The organism is Nocardioides renjunii (assembly GCF_034661175.1).
Lineage (GTDB): Bacteria > Actinomycetota > Actinomycetes > Propionibacteriales > Nocardioidaceae > Nocardioides > Nocardioides renjunii.
In genome coordinates this window covers 89,048-112,361 of sequence record NZ_CP141058.1, presented here as the reverse complement: position 1 = coordinate 112,361, position 23,314 = coordinate 89,048, and the positions used below count along the sequence as shown (strand labels likewise).

The 23,314-nt window shown below is 72.9% G+C and carries 16 protein-coding genes and 1 tRNA gene; 4 read left to right on the top strand and 13 right to left on the bottom strand.

Annotated elements, in window-relative coordinates:
* Positions 1 to 115 precede the first annotated feature (115 nt).
* Complete coding sequence (locus SHK17_RS00445; protein WP_253943271.1) at positions 116 to 1,618, top strand: DHA2 family efflux MFS transporter permease subunit; 1,503 nt, start codon at positions 116 to 118, stop codon at positions 1,616 to 1,618.
* Between the two features lie 191 nt (positions 1,619 to 1,809).
* On the opposite strand, the gene SHK17_RS00440 is transcribed toward SHK17_RS00445, so the two are convergent.
* From SHK17_RS00440 to SHK17_RS00425, 4 genes are all read right to left on the bottom strand, one after another.
* The gene (locus SHK17_RS00440; protein ID WP_172268512.1) at positions 1,810 to 3,957 is read right to left on the bottom strand and encodes a RecQ family ATP-dependent DNA helicase; all 2,148 of its coding nucleotides are present in this window, start codon (positions 3,955 to 3,957) and stop codon (positions 1,810 to 1,812) included.
* Between the two features lie 65 nt (positions 3,958 to 4,022).
* Positions 4,023 to 5,033: an SGNH/GDSL hydrolase family protein gene (locus SHK17_RS00435; RefSeq protein WP_322920714.1), complete on the bottom strand. Its 1,011-nt coding sequence runs from the start codon at positions 5,031 to 5,033 to the stop codon at positions 4,023 to 4,025.
* Between the two features lie 119 nt (positions 5,034 to 5,152).
* The gene (locus tag SHK17_RS00430) at positions 5,153 to 5,947 is read right to left on the bottom strand and encodes a 2-phosphosulfolactate phosphatase (protein WP_322920713.1); all 795 of its coding nucleotides are present in this window, start codon (positions 5,945 to 5,947) and stop codon (positions 5,153 to 5,155) included.
* 73 nt (positions 5,948 to 6,020) lie between these two features.
* Positions 6,021 to 7,964, bottom strand: coding sequence for a M13 family metallopeptidase (locus tag SHK17_RS00425; protein WP_322920712.1), 1,944 nt, complete (start codon positions 7,962 to 7,964; stop codon positions 6,021 to 6,023).
* A 147-nt stretch (positions 7,965 to 8,111) separates the two neighbouring features.
* Here SHK17_RS00425 and SHK17_RS00420 point away from each other — a divergent pair, with 147 nt between their 5' ends.
* Complete coding sequence (locus tag SHK17_RS00420; RefSeq protein WP_322920711.1) at positions 8,112 to 9,593, top strand: hypothetical protein; 1,482 nt, start codon at positions 8,112 to 8,114, stop codon at positions 9,591 to 9,593.
* A 23-nt stretch (positions 9,594 to 9,616) separates the two neighbouring features.
* On the opposite strand, the gene SHK17_RS00415 is transcribed toward SHK17_RS00420, so the two are convergent.
* From SHK17_RS00415 to SHK17_RS00405, 3 genes are all read right to left on the bottom strand, one after another.
* On the bottom strand, positions 9,617 to 10,594 hold the full coding sequence (locus SHK17_RS00415; RefSeq protein WP_322920710.1) for an NADPH:quinone oxidoreductase family protein: 978 nt from the start codon (positions 10,592 to 10,594) through the stop codon (positions 9,617 to 9,619).
* Positions 10,595 to 10,771: 177 nt separating this feature from the next.
* On the bottom strand, positions 10,772 to 12,070 hold the full coding sequence (locus tag SHK17_RS00410; protein ID WP_322920709.1) for a M15 family metallopeptidase: 1,299 nt from the start codon (positions 12,068 to 12,070) through the stop codon (positions 10,772 to 10,774).
* Positions 12,071 to 12,079: 9 nt separating this feature from the next.
* On the bottom strand, positions 12,080 to 13,480 hold the full coding sequence (locus tag SHK17_RS00405) for an MFS transporter (RefSeq protein ID WP_322920707.1): 1,401 nt from the start codon (positions 13,478 to 13,480) through the stop codon (positions 12,080 to 12,082).
* A 57-nt stretch (positions 13,481 to 13,537) separates the two neighbouring features.
* Here SHK17_RS00405 and SHK17_RS00400 point away from each other — a divergent pair, with 57 nt between their 5' ends.
* Positions 13,538 to 14,470, top strand: coding sequence for a GTP-binding protein LepA (locus SHK17_RS00400; RefSeq protein WP_322920706.1), 933 nt, complete (start codon positions 13,538 to 13,540; stop codon positions 14,468 to 14,470).
* Positions 14,471 to 14,505: 35 nt separating this feature from the next.
* On the opposite strand, the gene SHK17_RS00395 is transcribed toward SHK17_RS00400, so the two are convergent.
* From SHK17_RS00395 to SHK17_RS00370, 6 genes are all read right to left on the bottom strand, one after another.
* Positions 14,506 to 15,798, bottom strand: coding sequence for an L-lactate MFS transporter (locus tag SHK17_RS00395; protein WP_322920705.1), 1,293 nt, complete (start codon positions 15,796 to 15,798; stop codon positions 14,506 to 14,508).
* 41 nt (positions 15,799 to 15,839) lie between these two features.
* On the bottom strand, positions 15,840 to 16,901 hold the full coding sequence (gene nrfD, locus SHK17_RS00390) for an NrfD/PsrC family molybdoenzyme membrane anchor subunit (RefSeq protein ID WP_322423729.1): 1,062 nt from the start codon (positions 16,899 to 16,901) through the stop codon (positions 15,840 to 15,842).
* Positions 16,898 to 17,827, bottom strand: a complete 930-nt coding sequence (locus SHK17_RS00385; protein ID WP_322920704.1) for a 4Fe-4S dicluster domain-containing protein — start codon at positions 17,825 to 17,827, stop codon at positions 16,898 to 16,900. Before SHK17_RS00385 ends, nrfD begins: the two co-directional genes overlap by 4 nt.
* Positions 17,824 to 21,204: a formate dehydrogenase gene (fdh, locus tag SHK17_RS00380; protein ID WP_322920702.1), complete on the bottom strand. Its 3,381-nt coding sequence runs from the start codon at positions 21,202 to 21,204 to the stop codon at positions 17,824 to 17,826. Before fdh ends, SHK17_RS00385 begins: the two co-directional genes overlap by 4 nt.
* An 85-nt stretch (positions 21,205 to 21,289) precedes the next feature.
* Positions 21,290 to 22,330 (bottom strand): selenide, water dikinase SelD, encoded by a 1,041-nt coding sequence (gene selD / locus SHK17_RS00375; RefSeq protein WP_322920700.1) that lies wholly within the window; start codon positions 22,328 to 22,330, stop codon positions 21,290 to 21,292.
* Between the two features lie 36 nt (positions 22,331 to 22,366).
* Positions 22,367 to 23,134 (bottom strand): SDR family NAD(P)-dependent oxidoreductase, encoded by a 768-nt coding sequence (locus SHK17_RS00370; RefSeq protein WP_322920698.1) that lies wholly within the window; start codon positions 23,132 to 23,134, stop codon positions 22,367 to 22,369.
* Between the two features lie 83 nt (positions 23,135 to 23,217).
* On the opposite strand from SHK17_RS00370, the gene SHK17_RS00365 reads away from it, so the two are divergent.
* Positions 23,218 to 23,312 (top strand) — tRNA-Sec (locus tag SHK17_RS00365).
* Positions 23,313 to 23,314 lie beyond the last annotated feature (2 nt).

The window sequence follows — 23,314 nt, the reverse complement described above, 5'->3', positions numbered from 1 at the left end:
AACAATTGCGTCGTTGTCGCACGCAACCAATACCGTTGTCCCCGTGACAGACACCCAGATCCAGTCCGGCGGGATCCAGCCCGACAGCTCCGACAAGCTCGACAAGAGCGTGCTGATGGTGGCCGGCGTCGTCGTCCTCGGCGCCATCATGTCGATCCTCGACATCACCGTCGTCTCGGTCGCGCTGGAGACCTTCCAGCGCGAGTTCGACGCCACGGCGGCCGAGGTCGCATGGACGATGACCGGCTACACCCTGGCCCTCGCCAGCGTCATCCCGCTGACCGGCTGGGCCGCCGACCGCTTCGGCACCAAGCGCCTCTACCTGCTGGCCGTGCTGCTCTTCACCGCCGGCTCCGTGCTGTGCGCGACGGCCACCTCGCTCGAGCTGCTCGTCCTCTACCGCGTCCTCCAGGGCCTCGGCGGCGGCATGCTGATGCCGCTCGGCATGACGATCCTGACCCGCGCCGCCGGTCCCGAGCGGGTCGGTCGCGTGATGGCCGTCCTCGGCATCCCGATGCTGCTCGGCCCGATCTTCGGTCCCATCCTCGGCGGCGCCCTGATCGACAGCGCCTCGTGGCACTGGATCTTCCTCATCAACCTGCCGATCGGCATCGCCGCGATCGTCTACGCCTGGATCGTCCTGCCGAAGGACTCGGTCGAGCCGTCCGAGACGTTCGACTGGCTGGGCATGCTGCTGCTGTCCCCCGGCCTCGCCGCCTTCCTCTACGGCATCAGCTCCATCCCGGAGGAGGGCACCGCCATGGCCGCCCGGGTGCTCGTCCCGATGGTCCTCGGCATCCTGCTCATCGCCGCGTTCGTCCCGTGGGCGCTCAACCGCCGCAACATCCACCCGCTCGTCGAGCTGCGCCTGTTCAAGAACCGCAACATGACGGTCGCGGTGCTGGCGATGATGCTGTTCGCGATCGCCTTCTTCGGCGCCTCGCTGCTCTTCCCGCTCTACTTCATCCAGGTCCGCGGCGAGGACGCCCTCGGCGCCGGTCTGCTGCTCGCCCCGCAGGGCATCGGCGCGATGATCACCATGCCGATCGCCGGCATCCTGGCCGACAAGATCGGCCCCGGGAAGATCGTGATGACCGGCATCACCGTGATCACCATCGGCATGGCGATGTTCACCCAGATCAGCGCCGACACGTCCTACACCTTCATCCTCGGCGCCCTCTTCATCATGGGCCTCGGCATGGGCGGCACGATGATGCCGATCATGACCGCCGCGCTCGCGACGCTGACCGCGCACAACGTGGCCCGCGGCTCGACGCTGCTCAACATCACCCAGCAGGTCGCCGCCTCGATGGGCACCGCGCTCTTCTCGGTGATCCTCACCAACGAGCTCAAAGGCAAGGAGTCCGTCGCCGTCGCCGGCGCGGTGCGTGAGGCGGGTGAGGACCAGACCGCGGTCGCCGCGGTGCTGGAGCAGTTCGGGCTCACGCCCGGCCAGCTCGACGCCGTGCTCGCCCAGGTGCCGACCGACATGGCCGACGCGTTCGCGACGGTCTTCATCGTCGCCACGGTCCTGGTCGCGTGCTGCCTCATCCCGGCCGCCTTCCTGCCCCGCAAGAAGGTCGCGCCCGTCGACCCGACCGCGATGATGGGTCACTGAGCCACCGGCACCACCCGTCGTACGACCGGCCCGTCCTCCTTCCGGGGGGCGGGCCGTCGTCGTACGTGGGGCGGGGTCGTGCCGCTCCCGCCCCCCTGCTGCCCGGCCGCCGCTCCTGCGCATGACGCAGCAGGCGGAAGCCTGGTACGACGACCCTCCCGCGCGCCGCGGAGCCGACCAGCGCCCGGCGGTCAGCCCTGCGTCGCCAGGACGAGCGGCAGCACGGCGGCGGCGCCGGCGTCGCGGATCGCGGCAGCGGCGACCGTCAGCGTCCACCCGCTGGCGACCTGGTCGTCGACGAGCAGCACGGTGGCGCCCGGCGGCACCTGGGCGTCGAGGCCGCCGCGACGGCGTACGGCTGCCACGCGCTGGGCGGAGTTGGACTGGCCTGCCCTCGGCGGGACGGAGCCGTCGCGGATCGCCCACGTGCCGACGACCGGGATCTGCATGACGCGCGCGAGGCCGTCGGCGAGGTCGCGGGTGAGCGTGGGGCGGGTCGCGGACTCGACGACGACGATCGCGTCGGGGCGCGAGCGCCACTCGGGCGACCAGTCCTTCATCACGTCCATGACGGCCTGCGCGAGGCCCGGCGGCACGGGCCCGTCGGGGGTGTCCTCGCGGAAGAGCGCCCGGAGGGCCTGGCCGTGACCGAGGTCGGTCAGCCGGGCGACGGCCCTGCCGGGCTCGGCACCCGCGGCGATCTTGCCCTTGAGGTCGAGGCCGAGGTTGGCGAGGGCGGTCGGCCACATGCGCCGCGGCTCGACGACGACCCCGGGTCGCGCGAGGCGGGCGTCCGCCTCGGCGACGGCCGCCTCGCTGACCTCGGTCGAGAGGGACAGGCCCCCGCAGTTGTCGCATCGCCCGCAGTCGGCGGCGTCGGGGTCGTCGAGCTGCTCGCGGAGGTAGCGCATGCGGCACTCGGTGGTCGAGAGGTAGCCGAGCATCGCCTGCTGCTCGCGCTCGCGGGCCTCGGCCACCCGGGCGTAGCGCTCGGCGTCGTAGGCCCAGGGCCTGCCGGTCGCCACCCAGCCGCCCTGCACGCGCTGCACGGCCCCGTCGACGTCGAGCACCTTGAGCATCGACTCGAGCCGGTTGCGGCCGAGCTCGACGCGGGTCTCGATGGTGGCCGTCGACAGCGGGCGGTCGGACTCGGCGAGGGCGGCCAGCGTCTCGCGCACCTGCTCCTCGCGGGGGAAGCCGAGGGAGGCGAAGTAGGCCCAGATGTCGCGGTCCTCCACCTGCGGCAGCAGGACGACAGTCGCCTCGTCGGTGCCGCGACCGGCTCGGCCGACCTGCTGGTAGTAGGCCACCGGCGACGCCGGTGCGCCGAGGTTGACCACGAAGCCGAGGCTGGCGTCGAAGCCCATGCCCAGGGCGCTGGTCGCGACGAGCGCCTTGACCCGGCCCTCGACCAGCGCCTGCTCGAGGGCGTGCCGCTCGTCGGCCTCGGTCTGACCGGAGTAGGCCGCGACCTCGAGGCCACGGTCGCGGAGGTAGCCCGCGACCTCCTGCGTCGCGGCGACGGTGAGGCAGTAGACGATGCCGGAGCCGGGCTGCTCCGCGAGGTGGTCGGCGAGCCAGGCGAGGCGCTGCTGCGGCGCCGAGAGGCGTACGACGCCGAGGCGCAGCGACTCGCGGTCGAGGGTGCCGCGCTGGACCAGCACGCTGGCGTCGGAGTCACCCACGCCGTCGGCGTGCACCCCCAGCTGCTCGGCGACGTCGTCGGTGACGCGGGCGTTGGCGGTCGCGGTCGTGGCGAGCACCGGGATGCCCGACGGCAGCTCGGCCAGGAGCGTGCGCAAGCGGCGGTAGTCGGGGCGGAAGTCGTGGCCCCAGTCGGAGATGCAGTGGGCCTCGTCGACCACCAGCAGGCCGCAGGTGGCGGCGAGGCGCGGCAGCACCTCGTCGCGGAAGCCGGGATTGTTGAGCCGCTCCGGGCTGACGAGCAGGACGTCGACGTCGCCGGCGTTGATCTGGTCGTTGATCGGCTGCCACTGGTCGATGTTGGTCGAGTTGATGGTGACCGCCCGGATGCCGGCGCGCTCGGCGGCGGCGATCTGGTTGCGCATCAGCGCCAGGAGCGGGCTCACGATGACCGTCGGGCCGGCGCCGCCCTGGCGCAGCAGCTTGGTGGCCACGAAGTAGACCGCCGACTTGCCCCAGCCGGTGCGCTGCACGACCAGCGCGCGACGGCGGTCGACGGCGAGGGCCTCGATGGCGTCCCACTGGTCCTCGCGGAGCACCGCGTCGTCTCGGCCCACCAGGGCACGCAGGTGGCGCTCGGCGTCCTCGCGGGCGGTGCGGCGTACGTCGTCGGTGACGGCAGGGGCGGTGGTCATGCCCCCTGTCTACCAACCGGCACCGACGACGTGCGGGCCGCATCCACAGGCGGGTGCCGCCGGGGTCAGCGACCCCTGCTGCGAGCGAGGAACCGGTCGAGGTCGATGCCGGCCCGGCGCGCGGCCCGACGGGCCTCCGGGGTGGTGAGGTCGGGACGGACGAAGCGCTCGGGCTCGATGCGACGGTCCGCGGCGGCGTACTGACGCTGGAGGGCGGCCTGGTCGGCGGCGGAGGCGTCGGACGCCGCGCGCACCCGGCCGGTCACGGCGAGCGCCGGGCCGACGACGGAGCTGACCACGGGCGTGTAGCCGGCGGAGTGCCCGAGCGTGTTGGGGTGGTAGCTCTCCGTGACCGGGCTGGAGAGACCGTTGAGGTATTCCGGGTCGTCGCAGACCGCGTGCCCGGTGAAGGCAACGGTCGGGTCGGCGAAGGAGAAGCCACTGGCGGCCGCGGCCGCCGCCGTCCTGCTGTTGAGCAGGTCGGCGGTCTGGTTGAGCCGCGCCTGCTCGGTGGGCGAGAACCACGTGAAGGCGTTGCAGTCCTCCCCCATGAACACGCGGGGGTAGCCGACCACGACGACCTTGGCGGCGGGCGCCCGGCCGCGGATGTCGGCGTAGAGGCCGGCGAGCTGCGTCGGGAGCGTGGAGCTGATGTAGGACTGCGCGGTGTTGATGGCACCGGTGCAGTTGCTCATCCAGCCGGGCAGCGCGCAGGTGGTCAGCACGTCGGCGAAGCCCGCGTCGTTGCCGCCGACGGAGATCGTGACGTAGGTCGTCGCCGGGGTGAGCGCGCTGAGCTGGGTCGCGGTGACGTCCGCGATCCGGGCGCCCGAGCAGGCACGGAAGTTGAGCGCGTAGCCGCGGGCCGCGGCGATCAGGCTCGGGTAGGCGCGGGTGGAGCGCTGGCAGGTGGTGCCGTCGCCGATGTAGGACCGGGTGCCGGTGCCCGAGGCGTAGGAGTCGCCGAGGGCGACGTAGACGGGGGCCGCCGCTTGGGCGGGTGTGGCCAGGAGCGGGGTGAGCAGACCGGCGAGTGCGGCACCGAGCACCGCGAGCCGGGAGGACGTGCGCTTCATCGAGGACCTCCGAGACAGGTGACCACCCGAGTGTGGTCACCGTCACACTAGGGCTCCCCACCGACGGTCGACACCCTCCCGACGTGCGGCCCTCCGTGACGGGAAGGCGCCGTCTGAGGCTAGATCCGGCGCAGGCGCGGGGTGGGCGGGTCCAGCTCGGTGGCGTCGCGGAACGACTCGCCGACCAGCACGGGCACGACCTCGCTGGCGTCGTGCTGCGCCGCGATCTCGACGTCGGCCTCGAAGCCGGCCTCGGCGAGCTCCCGTCCGCTCGCGCACTGCAGCAGGTCCAGCGGCAGCAGCGCGGCCTCCCAGGCCGCCATGGCCATCCGCGCCTCGGGGCTGGCACCGGCCTCGGCCTCCGCGTCGAGCGCCGCGAGGACCGCACCCGCTCCCCACAGGTCCTCCACCGCGGGCCGGAGCGTGTCGTCGTACCACCGCTCGCCCGCGGGTACGACGACCACGCTGGCGCCGTCGGACACCTTGGGCGCCAGCCACCGGGCCACCGCGCCGGCGTTGCGCAGGCACGCGCCCACGACCTGCGCACCGGAGGCCGCGAGGGCGAAGGCGATGCTCGAGCCGTTGGGCGAGGGCAGGACCAGGCGCTGGACGCCCTCGACCTCCGACAGGCTGGCCGGGGAGAGCGAGACGTGGCGCGCGTCGCCGCGCGACAGCGCCTCGAACCGGCCGACCGCGAGAGTCGCGCCGTGTCGTACGGCGTGCTCCGCGGCGCGGGAGTCGCGCCACCGGAACGGGAACACCTCGATGCCCCGCTCGACCGCGACGTTGAGCGTGGTGGTGAACGACAGCACGTCGACCACGACGGCATAGTCGGCCGGGACCGCCTCCGCGCCCGTCGGTCCCCACTCCAGGCGGAGCCGATAGCTGGACTGGTCGTGCCCCGGCAGCGTCACGGCGCCCATTCAACCGCCTGTGGCGCCGGTTGGCGGAAATCGGCGCCGCGACGGGCGGTGGCGCCGCCCTCCGTCACCAGATCCGGACGCGCCCCTCCGGCTCCAGCCACAGCCCGTCGCCGGGCTGGGTCTCGAACACCTCGTGGTACTCGTCGAGGTTGCGCACGATGTTGGCGCGGAACTCGGCCGGGCTGTGGGGGTCGATGGTGAGGTACTGCAGCTCCTGCTCCTTGCGGCGCTTGGTGCGCCACACGTGGGCCCAGTTGAGGAACAGCGTGCGGCGGTCCTCGACCGAGGCCTCGCCGCCCCGGCTGATCATGAACGCCTTGTGGGCGATGGTCAGGCCGCCGAGGTCGCCGATGTTCTCGCCGACGGTGAGGCTGCCGTTGACGTGCTCGCCGGGCAGGTTGCGCGGCTCGAAGGCGTCGTACTGCGCGATCAGCGCCTGCGACTTGGCCTCGAAGGCCGACTTGTCGTCGGCGGTCCACCAGTCGTGCAGGTTGCCGTCGCCGTCGTACTGCGCGCCCTGGTCGTCGAAACCGTGGCCGATCTCGTGGCCGATGACCGCGCCGATGCCGCCGTAGTTCTCGGCCTCCTCGGCGTCGGGGCTGAAGAACGGCGGCTGCAGGATCGCGGCGGGGAAGCAGATCTCGTTGGTGCCCGGGTGGTAGTAGGCGTTGACCGTCTGGGGCAGCATCAGCCACTCGTCGCGGTCGACGGGCTGGCCGACCTTCTCGAGCTGCCGGTCGGTCTCGAACGCCGACGCGGACGCCACGTTGCCGAGCAGGTCGTCGGCACTGATCACGAGGGCGGAGTAGTCGCGGAACTCCGTCGGGTAGCCGATCTTGGGGTAGAAGCGGTCGAGCTTGTCGTACGCCTTCTGCTTGGTGTCCTCGCCCATCCAGTCCAGCGCCTCGATGGAGCGGCGGTAGGCGGTGACGAGGTTGGCGACGAGCTCGTCCATCATCTGCTTCGAGCGGGGCGGGAAGTGGCGCTCGACGTAGACGCGGCCGACGGCCTCGCCGATGGCGCCCTCCACGAAGTCGACGCCGCGCTTCCAGCGGGCGCGCAGCTCCGGGGTGCCGTTGAGGGTGCGGCCGTAGAAGTCGAAGTTGGCCTGCACGAACTCGTCGGGGAGGTAGGCCGCGGAGCTGCGCACGACGCGGACGTGGACGATGTCGCGCCACGTCTCGATCGGGGTCTCCTCGAGCACCGTGGACAGGTGGGAGAAGAAGTCGGGCTGCATCACGATCGAGGTCCGCAGCGTCTCCTCGGTGCCGCCGAGGCCGGTGACGTAGGTGACCCAGTCGAAGGCGGGGCACAGCTCGCGGAGCTCGTCGAGGCTCTTGTGGTTGGTGGTCTTCTGGACGTCGCGCGTCTCGGCGGCCTCCCAGTGGCCCTCGGCCAGCCGGGTCTCGTAGGCCAGGACGGCGGCCGCCGCGGTCGACGGGTCGGGGTGCTCGCTGAGGGTGAGCAGCGTCGTCAGGTAGTCGACGTACTTGGCGCGGATGTCGGCGAACTTGTCGTCGCGGTAGTAGGACTCGTCGGGCAGCCCGAGCCCGCCCTGGGCGAGGTAGACGATGTTGCGCGAGGCGTCGACGCGGTCGGGGGTGATGTAGGACCCGAACAGGCCGCCGCCGCCGATGCGCTCGAACATGCCGAAGAAGGCCGCGAGGTCGGTGAGGTCGCTGATGCGGTGCGCTCGGTCGAGCAGGCCGCGGACGGGGTCCAGGCCCTTGGCGGCGATGGTCTCGGTGTCCATGAAGGAGGCGAACAGGTCGCCGATCTTGCGCTCGTCCTCGTCGAGCCCGTCGGCGGGACGGTCGGCGAGCTCGGTGATGATGTCGCGCACGTGCTCCTCGGCAGCGTCCGCGAGCGCGATGAACGCGCCCCAGCTCGACTTGTCGGACGGAATCTCGGTCTCGTCCAGCCAGTGGCCGTTGACGTGGCCGAAGAGGTCGTCCTGGGGGCGGATGTCGGGGTTCATGCCCTCGCGGGCGGCGTCGAGGATCGTCACGCGCCCGACCCTAACCCCGTCCGCCCAGCCCCTTCACCCACGCACCCGGGGCAGTGTCCCGTCCAGACCGGGAGCCTGCACCCGTGGCAAGCCCGAGCGGCGCGGCGAGGGTGGACTCAGGACCACCACTCATCGGGGGAGGAACCCATGTCCACACGCACCCGCGCGCTCGCGCTGCTCACCTCCGGCGGGCTCGCAGCCGCCGCCCTGTCACCCGCCGCCCTGTCACCCGCCCTCGGGGCCGCCGACGCGGCAGCCGACCGTCGTACGCCCGATGCGAGGGTGACGGGCGGCTGGCGGACCGTCTCCTCGGGCGCGGTCGACACGCTCTCCGAGATCACCCTCGCGCGCACCGCGGACGGGGTGCTGCACGCGGTCTACCAGCAGGACGTGGGGTCGGCCGACGAGCTCGAGCACGCCGCGATCGCCGCCTCCGGGTCGGTCCTCGCCCGCAGCAAGCCGGTGGGTACCTGGGCGACGCTCGTGCACAACCCCAAGCTGCTGCGGACGCCGACGGGGGGCCTGCGACTGGTGTTCAGCGGCCTGCAGGACACCGACACCGCCAACTTCTACTCGCAGGGCCACGCCTACGACACGGTGAGCGACGCGTCCGGGTCCGCCTGGAGCCTGCAGCCGCGCGCGCTGACCCGCTTCGACTACGCCTACTCCGGCTACGGCACCGGCGCCACGACGCTGTCCGACGGCACCGCGGTGACCGCGGCGTCGCTCAACAGAGAGACCCACTACCGCGTCGGCACGATCGACACGACCGACCCGGCCACCGCCTCGGCCGCGGCGCCGGACGGCGTCGCGAGCGCCGGTGCGGGCGGCTACTACTGGCACACCCAGCTCGTGAACAGCGGCGACACCGTGTGGATGGTGACGTACGTCGACGGTGCCAGCGAGGCGTCCGAGGGGATCTTCGCCCAGCAGGTCCACCCCACGCCCGGGCCGGTGCTGAAGGCGCCGGGATCGACGACCGGCGGCAGCTCGCTCAACCCCGACCAGACGGTCGCGGCGGTGGCCCGGCCCGGTGGCGGCGTCGTCGTCGCCTACAAGACCGGCTATCCCACCGCCGACGCTGTCTCGGTGTGGCAGGTCGGTGGCGGCGTCCGGAGGATCCGGTCGGACGACGTCGACCAGGTCGCGCTCGACACGGGAAGCACCGGGCGCCTCTGGCTCGCGTGGGTGGACGGGTCCGACGAGGTCCACGCCGCTCGCTCGGGTCCCAGCGGCCTCGGCTTCGGTGCGGTGCAGAGCCTCGGCCGACCCGGCTCGGGCGCGGACCTCTGGCGGATCGCCGTGGACGCCTCGTTGGACCAGGGCACCGTGCTGGTCAACGACGTCACCACGCGGCGGGTCTCGCTGCGGACGGTCGAGCCGGGCCTCTCGCTGTCTGCCTCGGGCGGGCTCCGGCGGAGCCGGACGGGATCGGTCAGGGTGAAGGTGACCGACGCCGGTGACGCGGTGAAGGGTGCCAGGGTGACGGGCGGCGGGGACTCGTGCACGACGAACGCCAGGGGCCGGTGCACCATGCGGGTGACGCCCCGCAGGGCGGGCAAGGTGTCCTTCGTCGCCGTCGAGGACGGCTACGGCAGCGGCAGGGACGTGGTGAAGGTCAAGCGGTAGGCAGGCGCCCGGGCCGGCCGGGCTCAGCGCACGCGCACGACCGACTTGCCGAGGGTGCGGCGCTCGTCCATGTCGACGAGCGCCCGCCCGAAGTCGGCGAGCTCGTACGTCGCGCCGATCGGCGGCCGGACCGTGCCGGCCTCGATCATCGGCGCGAGGCGGTGCCACTGCCGCTGCATGTAGCCGGGGCGGGTCATCGCGTAGGCACCCCAGCCGACGCCGCGGACGTCGGTGTTGCCCAGCAGCAGCCGGTTGACCTTGACCTCGGGGATGCCCTGGCCGGCGGCGAAGCCGACGACGAGCACGCGGCCCTGCTCGGCCAGGCAGCGCAGCGAGTCGGTGAACGCGGCGCCGCCGACCACGTCCAGCACGACGTCGACGCCCTTGCCGCCGGTCAGCTCCTTGACCGCGTCCTTGAAGTCGGGGCCGACGATCGTCTCGTCGGCGCCGGCCGCCCGGGCGAAGTCCGCCTTCTCCTCGGTGCTGACCACGGCGATGGTGCGCGCGCCGAGGCCCTTGGCCACCTGGAGGGTCGCGGTCCCGACACCGCCCGCCGCGCCGTGCACGAGGACCGTCTCGCGACTGCGCAGGCCCCCGCGCTCCTCGAGCGCGAAGAGGGCGGTGAGGTAGTTCATCGGCAGCGCCGCGCCCTCGTCGTACGACAGCTCGTCGGGCAGCGCGAAGGTGAAGATCGCCGGGTTGGCGACCTGCTCGGCCGCGCCGCCGTGGAGGTTGACGCCCGCCACGCGCTGGCCGACGGTGAAGCCGCTCGACTCCGGCGAGCCGGGGTCGAGGACCACGCCGGCGAAGTCGACGCCGAGGGTGAAGGGCGGCTCGGGCTTGAGCTGGTACTCCCCGCGGCTGAGCAGCAGGTCGGGGAACGCCACCCCGACGCTGTGCACCTCGACGAGCACGTCGCCGTGGCCGGGGACGGGCGCGTCGACCTCGCGGACCTCGACGTCGGCGGGACCGGTGGGCGTGACGACCTGGACTGCGCGCATGGGGTGAGGGTAGTGAGGCGGTGGGGTCGGGGGTGCTGGAGTCCGGCTGGCGGGTGGCTGGAGGGCGGCTGGCGGGCGGCTGGCGGGTGGCTGGAGTCACCGGATATCCGGGGACCACCGGGCTTGCAGGTGGAGATCTCCACCTCGAAGTACGCAACTCGGGTGCGAAGCACCGCCTCAGCGGACGGCCCGGACCTCGCTCAGCTCGAAGTGCATGGGGTCGGTCCAGCGCCAGTCGCCGCCCCACGCGAAGCCCCAGGTCTTGAAGATCGCCACCACGTCGCGGTCGATCTCGCCGACGGAGCCGCGCTGGTTGCCCGACACGTTGAGGTCGAGGGCGAGGCCGAAGGCGTGGTTGGAGAGCGTCGTGGTGTCGGCGATGAAGCGGGGGTAGAAGCAGCCGGCGTACTGGCCGGGGTCGATCTCGTCGGCGAGCCCGCGCTGCTGCACCTCGAGCAGCGCCGCGCGCAGCTGCGGGAACAGGTCCCTGTGGCAGGTCACGGTGCCGAGGATCGGCACCGCCTCGGTGCGGATGTTGGCCGCCACCCACGACTCCTCCGGCGCGATCCGACCGCCGCCGAGCACGCGGTAGCGGTAGGTGCCGACCAGGCTGCCGAGGGTGTCGCCGGTCGGGACCGCCGTCAGCCGGGCGTCGGGGTCGAGCCCGATGCGCGACGCCACGTCGAGCATCTGCACCGACGCGTCCTTGCCCACGAGCCGCTGCAGGGGCGTCCGGATGGTGGCCGGCGCGGCGCCGTCGGTGGAGATCAGCAGGCCGTTGCCGGAGGCCATCTCGATGTCCTCGGCCCACGCGGTGTTGACCACCATGTCGATGGTGGGGATCTGCGGCGTGTACGCGCCCACGTGCAGGCGGGGCGCGTCGGCGTCGGTGCCCAGCCGGATCATCCCGTCGCGGTCGGCGAGCCGCTTGGCCACCGACTCGTCGATCGCCATCTCGCCACCGGCGACGCGGTCCCACGCCTCCTGGAGGTCGGCGACCTCGGCGCGGGTGAAGTGACGGTAGTCGCCGGGGTCCACCGCGGCCACCGTGAGCACCCGGTTCTCCAGGCTCACCTGCCCGAGGCCGATGCGCTCGGTGCGGGCCACGCCCCGGAGCCGGTTGATCCGCCTCACGAGCGCGTCGTCGAGGGGCTTGTCCCACTGGACCAGGACGTCGGCGCTCCACAGCCGGCCCTCGCGCTCGCCCGGCGGGTCGACCGCGTGCTCGGGGTCGGCCACGGGCACCACGGGCGTCGAGGAGGTCGCGGTCGCCTCGCCCGTCGGGGACGGGGACGCCGAGCCCGACGCCGACCCCGACGCCGAGCCGGGGTCCGACCCGTCGGACCCGTCGGACCCGGCCGACCCGTCGGAGGCGCCGGTCCCGCTGCACGCGCCGAGCAGCAGGGTCAGGGCAGCAGCTGCCACCCCGGCCCGCCCGGCCCGCCCGGCCCGCCCGGCTCGGCGTCGTACGCGCATGCGACGAGCCTAGGCAGTCTCCGAAGCGGGCAGCGGTCGCACCCGGTGCGGGATCGCGAACCAGGAGATCACCCCGCCGATGGCGAGCAGCGCCGCGCAGGCCACCATCGCCGTGCCGTACGCCGGGTCGAGCTGCGCCGCGTCGCGGTAGTCGTCACCGGCGAGCCCGACGGCCGTCGGCAGCGCGGCGACCGCGAGCAGGGAGCCGGCGCGCGCGACGGCGTTGTTGATGCCGCTGGCGATGCCGGCCACCTCGTCGGGCGCCGCCGCCAGCACCGTGGCCGTGAGCGGCGCGACCATCAGCGCCAGGCCCAGGCCGAACACCGTGAGGCCGGGCGCCACGTCGCGCCACCACACCACGTCGGGGCCGACGGACAGGAGCAGGAGCGTCCCGGCGGCCATCACCAGCGGGCCGAACGTCATCGGGATCCGCGGGCCGATCCGCTCGGCGAGGGCGCCCCCGCGGGCGGCGAGCAGCAGCATGCAGGCGGTGATCGGCAGGGTCGCGAGGCCGGCCTCGAGGGCGTTGTAGCCCCCGACGGTCTGCAGCTGCAGCACGAGGAAGAACAGGATCGCGCCGAGCGCTGCGTAGACCAGCAGCGTCATCAGGTTGGCCGCGCTGAAGGTGCGGTCCCCGAACAGCCCGAGCGGCACCATCGGTCCCCGCGTCCGGCGCTCCACGACCACGAACGCCACCGCCGCGAGCAGGCCGACCGCGGCCGCCCACCACGTCATGGGACCGCCGGCGTCGGTGAGCGCCCAGGTGACGCCGGCCAGCGAGAGCGACGCCAGCGCCGCGCCCGTGACGTCGAAGCGTCCCTGCGCGCGGGGGTCGCGCGTCTCGGGCACCCACGTCTGCGCGAGCCAGACGGTCAGGGCCGCGAGGGGGAGGTTGATGAGGAAGATCCAGCGCCACGACGCGTGGTCGATGAGCAGCCCGCCGACCAGGGGGCCCAGGGCCGCGGCGATCCCGCCGAGGCCGGACCACGCGCCGATGGCGCGGCTGCGGTCCTCGGCCCGGAAGGCGCCCTGGATCATCGCGAGGCTCCCGGGCGTCAGCAGCGCGCCTCCGACGCCCTGCAGCACCCGCGCGATGATCAGCACCTCCGCGGTGGGGGCGATGCCGCACAGCAGCGAGGCGAGCGCGAACCAGACCGTGCCGATGACGAACACCCGCCGGCGCCCGAGCCGGTCGCCGAGCGCCCCGCCCAGCAGGATCAGCGAGGCGAGGGAGAGGAAGTAGCCGTTGGTGATCCACTGCAGCTGCTCCAGGGAGGCGTCGAGGTCCTCGCCCATCGAGCGCAGCGCGACGTTGACGACGGTGCCGTCCAGCAGGGTGAGCCCGGACCCGAGGGTCGCGGCCGCCACGATGCCCCGCGCGCTCGGCGTGCCCCACGCGACTCCACTCACGAGGAGAGACTAGGGCCCATGCACAGCCCATCGCATGAACCATCCGTGCGGGCGTCCGTGCCGAACACCGCCGTGACCGTCCTCCGCCCTCCCAGCGACGGCCCGTCCGCGAGCCTGTCCGCGCGCCCGTCCGCCCGTCGTACGACGCCCGCGCAGCGGCTGGCCGAGCACGTCGAGCGCCTCGGCGACCAGCACCCGCCGATCGACCTGGCGAGCGTCGACTTCACCGTCCGCGACCCGGCCGGCCTGTCCCGGCGCTTCGGCCACGTCCTGGACTACATGGCGCGCGTCGAGCTGGAGGTCGACCGCAACGTGCTCGAGCTGCTGACCCTGCTGCCCGACCCGCCGGAGGTGGACCGCCACTTCTACGCCGACGTGTGGCAGCCCCAGGAGGTGCGGCACGGGCAGATCCTCGACGAGCTGCAGGTGCGCATCGGCCGGCCTCCGGCGGCGCCGGAGCGCGACCACGTGTCGGCGAAGCTGCGCGTCCTGGGCGCGCTCGGCCGGCTCGAGGCGGTGCAGGACGTGAGCCGGATGCTCTACTACCTGACCGGCATGTCCACCGAGCGGTCGGCGGTCCTGGCCTACAACCTGCTGCACGACGGCGTGCGCGAGCTGGGCGAGCACGCGGTCGCCGACACCGTCATCGCGCCGATCCGGCGCCAGGAGCCCGGCCACTACGCGTTCTACAAGATGTCCGCGCAGGGCCTGGCCACCGAGCTGGCCGGGTGGCAGCGCTGGCTGGTGCGGCGCCTGCGCGCGCTGAGCTACGGCCCGGTCGGGGTCAACGACGACGCCCAGCGCGCCGACTTCGGCGAGGTGATGATCACCCTCGGGATCGACCGCGACGTCGACGCCTTCACCGAGTCGATCGCCCGGGTCGAGCGCGAGCTGCTGTGGGCACGCGGGCAGGGCATGCCGGTGCCGGCCTACGTCGTGCGCGCCTTCCGCGAGGCCGTCGAGGCGGCGCACGCCAGGCGCGCTGCCTAGCCCGTCGTGCCGGGCCCCAGCGGTGTGCCGGGGCCCTACGCGTGGCCCGCGTCGCCCACCCGGCGTCCGGCGGGCACCTTGGTCACGAAGGTGAGCGCCACCGACGCCAGCGCGATGACGCCCACCGTCGTGTAGGCCACCGTGTAGGCCTTGTCCTCGCCGATCAGGGCGGACGCGACGACCGGTCCGAGGATGCCGCCGAGGCTCCACCCGATGAGCATCAGCCCGTAGATGGCGCCGGCGTCACGGAGGCCGAAGTAGTCGCCCGCGGTCGCGGGCATCGTGCCGAAGGCGCCGCCGTAGCAGAGGTAGATGATCGCGGCCAGGACGGTGAACAGCAGCGCGCTCCCGGCGTGCGGCAGCGCGATGAGGCACACACCCTGCAGGACGAGGATCGCGGCGAAGGTGCGCATCCGGCCGATCCGGTCGGAGATGCCGGCCCACACGATGCGGCCGGCGCCGTTGAAGATCGCGAGCACGCCGACCACCGCGGCCGCGCCCGTCACGCTGAAGCCCGCGATGTCCGTGGCGCTGGCCTTGGCCTGCGAGATCAGCGAGATGCCGGCGCTGACGCTGAGGGTGAGGATGGCGGTCAGGAGGTACCACTGGGGCGTGCGCAGCGCCTCGCTGGTGCTGTAGTCCCCACTGCCGTCGCCGGTCGCGGTCGCGGCCGGTGGCTCGTGGCCCGGGACGGTGTAGCCCTCGGGCGGGTTGCGGAAGACCGACGCCCCGGCCAGCGCCATCACGAGGTAGGCCAGCCCCAGTGGCAGGAACGCGCTGGTCGGGTCCTGCGGGTCGCGGTCGATGAGCCACTGCGCGACGGGCGCGGTGATCACCGCGCCGAAGCCGAACCCGCCGACGGCGAGGCCGGTGATGAGGCCCTTCTTGTCGGGGAACCACTTCTGCAGCATGGCGATCGGCACGATGTAGGCGAAGCCGAGGCCGAACCCGCTGACCACGCCGTAGCCGACGATGAGCAGCCAGTAGTCGTCGGAGGTGTTGGCCAGGGAGGCGAGCAGGATCCCGCCGGCGTAGATCGTGCCGCCGGCGAGGGCGACCAGCCGCGGTCCGTGGTCGTCCTGGATCCGGCCGCCGAGGAAGCTGCCGATGAAGATCATCCCGACGCTGACGGTGAAGGGCAGTGCCGCCTGCACCTTCCCCAGCTGCCAGGAGTCCGCCTCACCGAGCGCCCCGCCGATCACCGACCAGGCGTAGACGCCGCCGATGGCCAGCTGCAGCAGCAGCGCGCCGGCGACGAGCAGCCAGCGGTTGCCCGTGCGCGCGGAGGGCTCCGACACGCCGGTCCCTGCCGTGTGGGTGTGTGCCATGTCGTCTCCTTCGCCCGTCCCCTCGGCTCTCCCCCAGGGGATCACTCGTGGTGCCGCACCGGTTCCCCGCGCTCGAGCCGCTCACGCTGGGGTACGACGGTGTACTTCGGGTCGCGCGCCGAGGCGATGCCCGCCTCGAAGACCCCCATCCGCGTGCACAGCGAGCCGGCCATCAGCGCCGCCCCCGACACGGCCGACAGCGCGCGGCTGCGCCGGCCCGCCACGGCGCCGACGGCGCCGGCGACGGTCAGGGTGATGCTGGCGCGGACCCAGCGGCCGGCGACCCCGTGGTGGAGGGTCTCGGCCGACAGGCCCATCGCCCGCTCCATCCGGCGCTCGGCCGCGAGCTCGACGAGGGCGCCGCCGACGGCGAAGGCGCGCGCCGGTCCGGCCTCGGCGAGCGGCGACCCGAGGAGGCCCAGGCCGCCCGACGCCGCCGCGGCCGACCCGCAGAAGACGAAGGGCAGGTCCTCGTGGGCCGCGTGCCACGCCGGCGTCGCGGTGTCGGCCAGCAGCACCGCGGTGTACGCCGCGACCGGGGGCGCGGTGAGCGCGCCCGCCAGGCCGGCCGGTCGGCCGGCGGCCAGCAGCAGGCGGACCGGTCCGCCCTGCCACCGGCTCGGCAGCATCCCGGCCAGCTCGGCCGCCGACGCCAGCGCGGCGAACGGCCCGTGGATCGAGAGGATCCAGGTGCCGACCGACATCGGGGAGGTCAGCTTGGCGACCCGCAGCATGTTGAGGAAGCGGCTCGGCCGGCCCAGGTCGTGGACGAGGAAGCCGATGCTGGCCAGCAGGCCGCCGAGCGAGCCGAGCCGGGCCACGCGACGCAGGCCCGGGCGGCCCGTGAGGTCCGCGCCGGCTGCGAGCAGCGAGCTGCCGGCCGCGACGCCGCCGGTGAAGAGGTAGTAGGCGATGTCGTGCTCCCACGGAGCCGCCTTGACGATCGGTCGACCGTAGTAGGACGTGAAGTCGGCGTCGGGCACCATCGACTGCTCCGCGCCGCCACCGCGTCCGCGACGCTTCCCGCGCCGGTGGTCGCGCTCCCGCCCCGGGCTGCCACCGTGGGTGACCTCGACCGTCGGCTCGGACGTCGGCCGCGTCATCGCCGTCGCCCCAAGAACGACAGCGCGGCGCCGCCGATCATCGCGACCGCGGCCATCCCGGCCTTCTTGTACATGGCGGGCAGGTCCTTGGTGGTGACGACCGGGTCCGGCGGGAGCCCGTAGACCTCCGGCTCGTCGAGCAGCAGGAACATCGCCCCCGTGCCGCCGACGCCGTCGTCGGGGTCGTTGCCGTAGAGGCGCGCGTCCATGACGCCCTGCTCGTGCAGCGTCGCGACCCGCGCGCTCGCCCGCTCCCGCAGCTCCTCCACGTCGCCGTACTGGATGGACTCCGTCGGGCACGCCTGGGCGCACGCCGGCCGCTGGTCGTCGGTGAGTCGGTCGTAGCAGAGGGTGCACTTCTGGGCGATCCCGACCTTGGGGTCCCCCTCCGGTCCCCTGCGCCGGTCGATCACGCCGTAGGGGCAGGCCGCCACGCAGTAGCCGCAGCCGTTGCAGATGTCGTCCTGCACCACGACGGTGCCGAACTCCGAGCGGAACAGCGAGCCGGTCGGGCACACGTCCAGGCAGGCGGCGTGGGTGCAGTGCTTGCAGACGTCCGACGACATCAGCCAGCGGAAGTCCGGCTTCTCCTCCTCCGCCACCCCGGTCGGGGCGGCGCCGACCGTCGGCATGCCGAGGTCGACCTGCTCGCGGGCGGGGCGCTGCGGGCGGCCCGCGGGCTGCTCGATGAACGCCACGTGCCGCCACTGGTTGGCGTTGAGCGAGTGGCTGTTGTCGTAGCTCGTCCCGAGCATCTCGTAGAGGTTCTCCGGGACGTCGTTCCACTCCTTGCAGGCGACCTCGCAGGCCTTGCAGCCGATGCACACGCTGGTGTCGGTGAAGAAGCCCTTGCGCTTCGGCGCGTCGACGTAGCCGGCGTCCGGTGCGGGGTCGAGTGGGCCGAAGAGGCTGTTGGGGCCGGTCACTGGTCCTCCTGCTGCTGCGGTGAGTGCTGGTCCTCGCCGTCCTGGGCGGCCGCCGACCGCTCCTGGGCGTCGGCGGAGGCGGTGACCACGACGTTGCCGCCGATGTCGAGGACGCCCGCCCGGCGGGCGTACCCCTCGACGTACTCGCGCAGCTCGGGACCGGTGGGACGACGTCCGGGACGGACGTCGCAGGTGCCGACCTTGCTCTCCTGGATCAGCACGTTGGGGTCGAGCGAGATGCCGAACAGGTCGTTGGCCGAGTCGCCGCTGACCAGGCCGCCCTGACCCCAGTGGTAGGGCAGCCACACCTGGTGCACGGTCCGGTCCTCCACGCGCAGCGGCCGCAGCCGCTCGGTGACCATGACCCGGCCCTCGACCGCCGAACGGGCCGTCACCACGTGGCACCAGCCCATGTGCTCGAGCCCGCGCTCGCGGGCCAGCTCCGGGGACACCTCGATGAACATCTCCGGCTGCAGCTCGGCGAGGTGCTGGACGTAGCGGCTCATCGCACCGGCCGTGTGGTGCTCGGTGAGCCTGCTGGTGGTGAAGACGTAGGGGAAGACCTCGGCCGCCCCCGGCTCCCGGGGGTCCGGGTTCAGCGGGTTGTCGGCGCGGCGGTACTCCTTGCGCGTCGGGTTGCCCTGCTGGCCGTGGAGGAGGTTGCGGAACGGCGACTCGACCGGCTCGTAGTGGGTGGGCATCGGCCCGTCGATCAGTCCCTGCGGCGCGTAGAGCGCACCCTTCCCGTCGCCCTGCATGATGAACGGGTCGATGCCCTCGATGGCCGCGACGCCGTCGGATCCCTCCGGGGCGCGGTAGGACGGCGGCTTCTTCTTCTCGAAGTCCGGCACGTCCTTGCCGGTCCACTCGCCGTTCTCCTCGTCCCACCAGACATAGGCCTTGCGCTCGCTCCACGGCCTGCCCTCGGGGTCGGCCGAGGCGCGGTTGTAGAGCAGCCGCCGGTTCATCGGCCAGGCCCAGCCCCACTCCGGGGCGACGTAGGACTGGTCGTGGCGCGACGTGCGGCGCGCGGCCTGGTTGACGCCGTCGGCGTAGACGCCGCTGTAGATCCAGCAGCCACCCATGGTGGAGCCGTCGTCCTTCATCTCCGCGAAGCCCGACAGCGGCCGACCGGTGGCGATCTCGTAGCCGTTGATCTCCTTGAGGACGGCCTCGGCGCTGGGCTCGCCCCAGCCGGACGAGGCCTCCTCGCCGTGCACGGGGTAGTCCCAGTTGAGGTCCAGCAGCGGTCGGTCGCGCTCGTCGGTGGACTCCGCCAGCCGCTCCCGCATCATCCGGCCGAGGTGGTAGAAGAACCACAGCTCCGAGCGGGCGTCGCCCGGCGGCTCGACGGCCTTCTCCCGCCACTGCAGCATCCGCTGGGTCTGCGTGAAGGTGCCCTCCTTCTCCACGTGGGAGGCGGCGGGGAAGAGGAACACCTCGGTGCGGCACTCCTCCGGCACGATCTCGCCGGTGGCGACCTCCGGCGAGTCCTTCCAGAACGTCGCGCTCTCGATCTCGAAGAGGTCGCGGACCACCACCCAGTCGAGGTTGGCCATGCCGAGTCGCTGCGCGCGGCCGTGGGCCGAGCCGACGGCCGGGTTCTGCCCGAGGAGGAAGTAGCCCTGCACCTTGCCGTCGATCATGTCGAGCACCGTCCGGTAGGTGCCGTGGTCGCCGGTGATCTTGGGGACGTAGTCGAAGCAGAAGTCGTTCTCGGGCGTCGCCGCGTCCCCCCAGTAGGCCTTGAGCAGGTTGACGCCGTAGGCGCCCGCGTTGGACCAGAAGCCCTTGCTGCCGGGGTTGCGGACGCTGTCGATCCAGTCGGTGAGCGTCTGGTGGCTCTCCGCGTTCGGCATGGGCAGGTAGCCGGGGAGGATGTTGAAGAGCGTCGGGATGTCGGTGGAGCCCTGGATGCTGGCGTGGCCGCGGAGCGCCATGATCCCACCGCCGGGGCGGCCCATGTTGCCCAGGAGCAGCTGGAGGATCGCACCCGCCCGGATGTACTGCACGCCGACGCTGTGCTGCGTCCAGCCGACGCTGTAGACGAGCGCGGTGGTCCGCTCGCGGCCGGAGTTCTCCGTCCAGGCCCGGCACACCTCGAGGAAGTCCTCCTGCGAGACGCCGCAGATCTGCTCGACGACCTCGGGGGTGTAGCGGGCGTAGTGACGCTTCAGCACCTGGAAGACGCACATCGGGTGCTGCAGCGTCTCGTCGCGGGGCGGGTGGCTGCCGACCTGCATGCCGTGCGACTCGTTCTGCATGCCGGCGGCGGTGTTGCGCTGCTCTGCGGTGTCCCCGGCGTCGTCGGCCTGGGCCGGGCCCAGCTCGCCGTCCTCGTCCTCCTGCGCGAACTGCCAGCTCGTCGGGTCGTAGGTGCGCGACTCGGCGTCGAACCCGGAGAACAGCCCGTCGAGGTCGTCGACGTCCTCGAACGCGTCGCTGACGATGTTGGCCGCGTTGGTGTAGCTGACGACGTACTCGCGGAAGTCGAGCTCGTTCTGCAGGACGTGGTTGATGATCCCGCCGAGGAACGCGATGTCGCTGCCGACCCGGATCGGGACGTGCTGGTGCGCCACGGCGCTGGTCCGGGTGAACCGCGGGTCGACGTGGATAATCCGCGCGCCGCGCTTCTTGGCCTCCATGACCCACTGGAAGCCCACCGGGTGGGCCTCGGCCATGTTGGAGCCCTGGATGACGATGCAGTCAGCCTCCGCCAGGTCCTGCTGGAACCCGGTGGCGCCGCCGCGTCCGAAGCTGGTCCCCAGACCGGGGACGGTGGCGGAGTGTCAAATGCGCGCCTGGTTCTCGATCTGGATGGCGCCCATCGCCGTGAAGAGCTTCTTGATGAGGTAGTTCTCCTCGTTGTCCAGCGTGGCGCCGCCGAGGCTGGCGATGCCCATCGTGCGCCGGACCTTGCGGCCGTGCTCGTCGATGTCCTGCCAGCTGTCCTTGCGCGACCTCAGCACGCGGTCGGCGACCATCTCCATCGCCGTGTGGAGCTCGAGGTCCTGCCACTCCGTGGCGTACGGCGCCCGGTAGCGGACCGTCGTCTGCCGCAGGTCGCTGGTGACGAGGTTCTTGCTCGCCGAGCCCTTGGGGCACAGCCGCCCGCGGTTGACCGGGCTGTCGGGGTTGCCCTCGATCTGGACGACCTTCTCGTCCTTGACGAAGACCTTCTGGGCACAGCCCACGGCGCAGTAGGGACACACGCTGTGCGCCACCCGGTCGGCGCTCGTGGTGCGCGGCACCACCTCGTCGGTGCGCTTCGAGCGCACCGAGCGGCCGCGGCCGAGGATGTCGCCGTCGGCGAGCTGGCGCAGGACCGGCCACGGCAGCAGCGACCGCTTGGTGCGTCCTGCCTTCTCCGTCGTCACCCGAGCCTCCTGGTGGACCGTCGTCCGGTGCCTGCGGCCGACCCTACGACTGCCGGCGACCCCGTGCACCGCCCCCCGGGGTGGGTCAGCGGACCGTGAGCAGCGCGTCGCGCGCCGGCACGACCTCGCCGATCACCGGATGACCCGGGAGCTCCCCGACCACCAGGAGCCCGCCCGACGTCTGGGCGTCGGCGAGGAGCACCAGCTCGTCCTCGTCGACGGAGGCGTCGAGGTGCTCGCGGACCCAGTCGAGGTTGCGCCGGCTGCCGCCCGGCACGAAGCCCTCGGCGAGCGACTCACGCGCCCCCGCGACGTAGGGAACCGCCGCGGCGTCCACCACGGCGGAGGTGCCGCTGGCCCGCATCATCTTCATCAGGTGGCCGAGCAGCCCGAACCCGGTCACGTCCGTCGCGGCCCGGACGCCGGCGGCGAGCGCCTGCTCCGACGCCTCGCGGTTGAGCGCGCTCATCACGGCGACCGCCTCCTCGAAGCGCTCTCCCGTCGCCTTGTGCCGGTTGTTGAGCACACCGAGCCCGAGCGGCTTGGTGAGGGTGAGCGGCAGCCCGGGACGCGCCGCGTCGTTGCGGAGCAGCCTGTCGGGGTCGCCCAGGCCGGTGACCGCCAGGCCGTACTTCGGCTCCGGGTCGTCGATGCTGTGACCGCCGGCGAGGTGGGTGCCGGCCGCCGCGCACGCCTCCGCGCCGCCCCGCATCACCTCGGCGGCGAGCTCGAACGGCAATCGGTCACGCGGCCAGCCGAGCAGGTTGACCGCGACCACCGGCGTGCCACCCATCGCGTAGACGTCGGACAGCGCGTTGGTCGCGGCGATCCTGCCCCAGTCGTAGGGGTGGTCGACGACCGGCGTGAAGAAGTCGGTGGTGAGGATGACGACCCGGCCCGTGCCGTCCGCAGCCGGGTGGATGCGCACGGCCGCGGCGTCGTCACCGTGCTCGACGCCGACGACGAGATCGCCCTCCCGCTCGCCGGCGTCCGGCACGGGCCCGGTCGCGCGGCCGCCGGTCAGGCCGCCCAGGACCCGCTCGAGCTCGCCGGGCGGGACCTTGCAGGCGCAGCCGCCGCCCGCGGCGTACTGGGTGAGTCGGACCGTGGCGTTCATGCGAGCCACGGTACGACGCCGCAGTGTCGGCTGGGGCGTGGGCGGCTACCAGGCGATCGTCCCGGAGGCGTCGTGGAACCCGCCCGTCTCGAGGTCGCCGGTCACGACGTCGGCGACCACCTCGGCGGCTTCTGCCGCGGACGTGGGTGCGGCTGCCCTGTTGGCCGCTCCGCCGAGGTCGGTGCGGACCCAGCCGGGGCACACCGAGCTGACGCGGATCCCGTCGCCCCTCAGCGCCTTGGCCATCGCGACGGTGACCCCGTTCAGGGCGGCCTTCGACGTCTGGTAGGCCGGCAGCACCATCGAGTGGTACGGCGATCGAGGATCGCCCTGGTCCGTGAGCGATCCCATCCTGCTCGACACGTTGACGATGCGGGCGTCGGCCGACACGCGGAGCAGCGGCAGGAACGCCTGCGTCGTGCGCACGGCGCCGAACAGGTTCACGTCGAACGTGTGTCGGAACAGGTCCGCGTCCATGGGCTGCGCCGCGTCCGGCGCGGTCGCCTCCGGCAGGATGCCGGCGTTGTTGACGAGGACGTCGAGGCGCCCGTGGCTGCGGCGTACCTCCTCCGCGGCCTCGGTGACGCTGTCCTGCGACGTCACGTCGAGGACGACGGGGTCGGCCCAGTGACCGGCCGCCCGGAGGTCGCGGCAGGCGTCCTCGGCGTCGCGCGACCGACGGGCGGCGACCAGCACGCCATACCCACGCTGGGCCAGGGCGGTCGCCACGGCGCGACCCAGACCGCGGTTGGCGCCGGTGACGAGGACGAGGGGACGGGGGCTCAGGTGCGTGTGGTCGTGCTCGGTGTCCATGCCCCTCATCGTGGGCGCAACGGCCACCGGGTTCCGGCGGGCATCGGACATCGCGTTCGGCTCCCCATGGTTAGGGTGGGCGTGGAGGCGGTTCTCGTCTGGTGACGGACGCGGTCCTCAAAACCGTTGTGGCCCAGCACCTGGGCCAGGCGGGTTCGATTCCCGTCCGCCTCCGCCAGT

Coding starts and splice junctions, on each gene's coding strand:
- SHK17_RS00410 (WP_322920709.1), bottom strand. CDS start 12,070: ATGCGCGTACGACGCCGAGCCGGGCGGGCCGGGCGGGCCGGGCGGGCC.
- SHK17_RS00435 (WP_322920714.1), bottom strand. CDS start 5,033: ATGAAGCGCACGTCCTCCCGGCTCGCGGTGCTCGGTGCCGCACTCGCC.
- SHK17_RS00440 (WP_172268512.1), bottom strand. CDS start 3,957: ATGACCACCGCCCCTGCCGTCACCGACGACGTACGCCGCACCGCCCGC.
- SHK17_RS00420 (WP_322920711.1), top strand. CDS start 8,112: ATGTCCACACGCACCCGCGCGCTCGCGCTGCTCACCTCCGGCGGGCTC.
- nrfD (WP_322423729.1), bottom strand. CDS start 16,901: ATGACGCGGCCGACGTCCGAGCCGACGGTCGAGGTCACCCACGGTGGC.
- SHK17_RS00415 (WP_322920710.1), bottom strand. CDS start 10,594: ATGCGCGCAGTCCAGGTCGTCACGCCCACCGGTCCCGCCGACGTCGAG.
- SHK17_RS00445 (WP_253943271.1), top strand. CDS start 116: ATGGTGGCCGGCGTCGTCGTCCTCGGCGCCATCATGTCGATCCTCGAC.
- SHK17_RS00370 (WP_322920698.1), bottom strand. CDS start 23,134: ATGGACACCGAGCACGACCACACGCACCTGAGCCCCCGTCCCCTCGTC.
- SHK17_RS00395 (WP_322920705.1), bottom strand. CDS start 15,798: ATGGCACACACCCACACGGCAGGGACCGGCGTGTCGGAGCCCTCCGCG.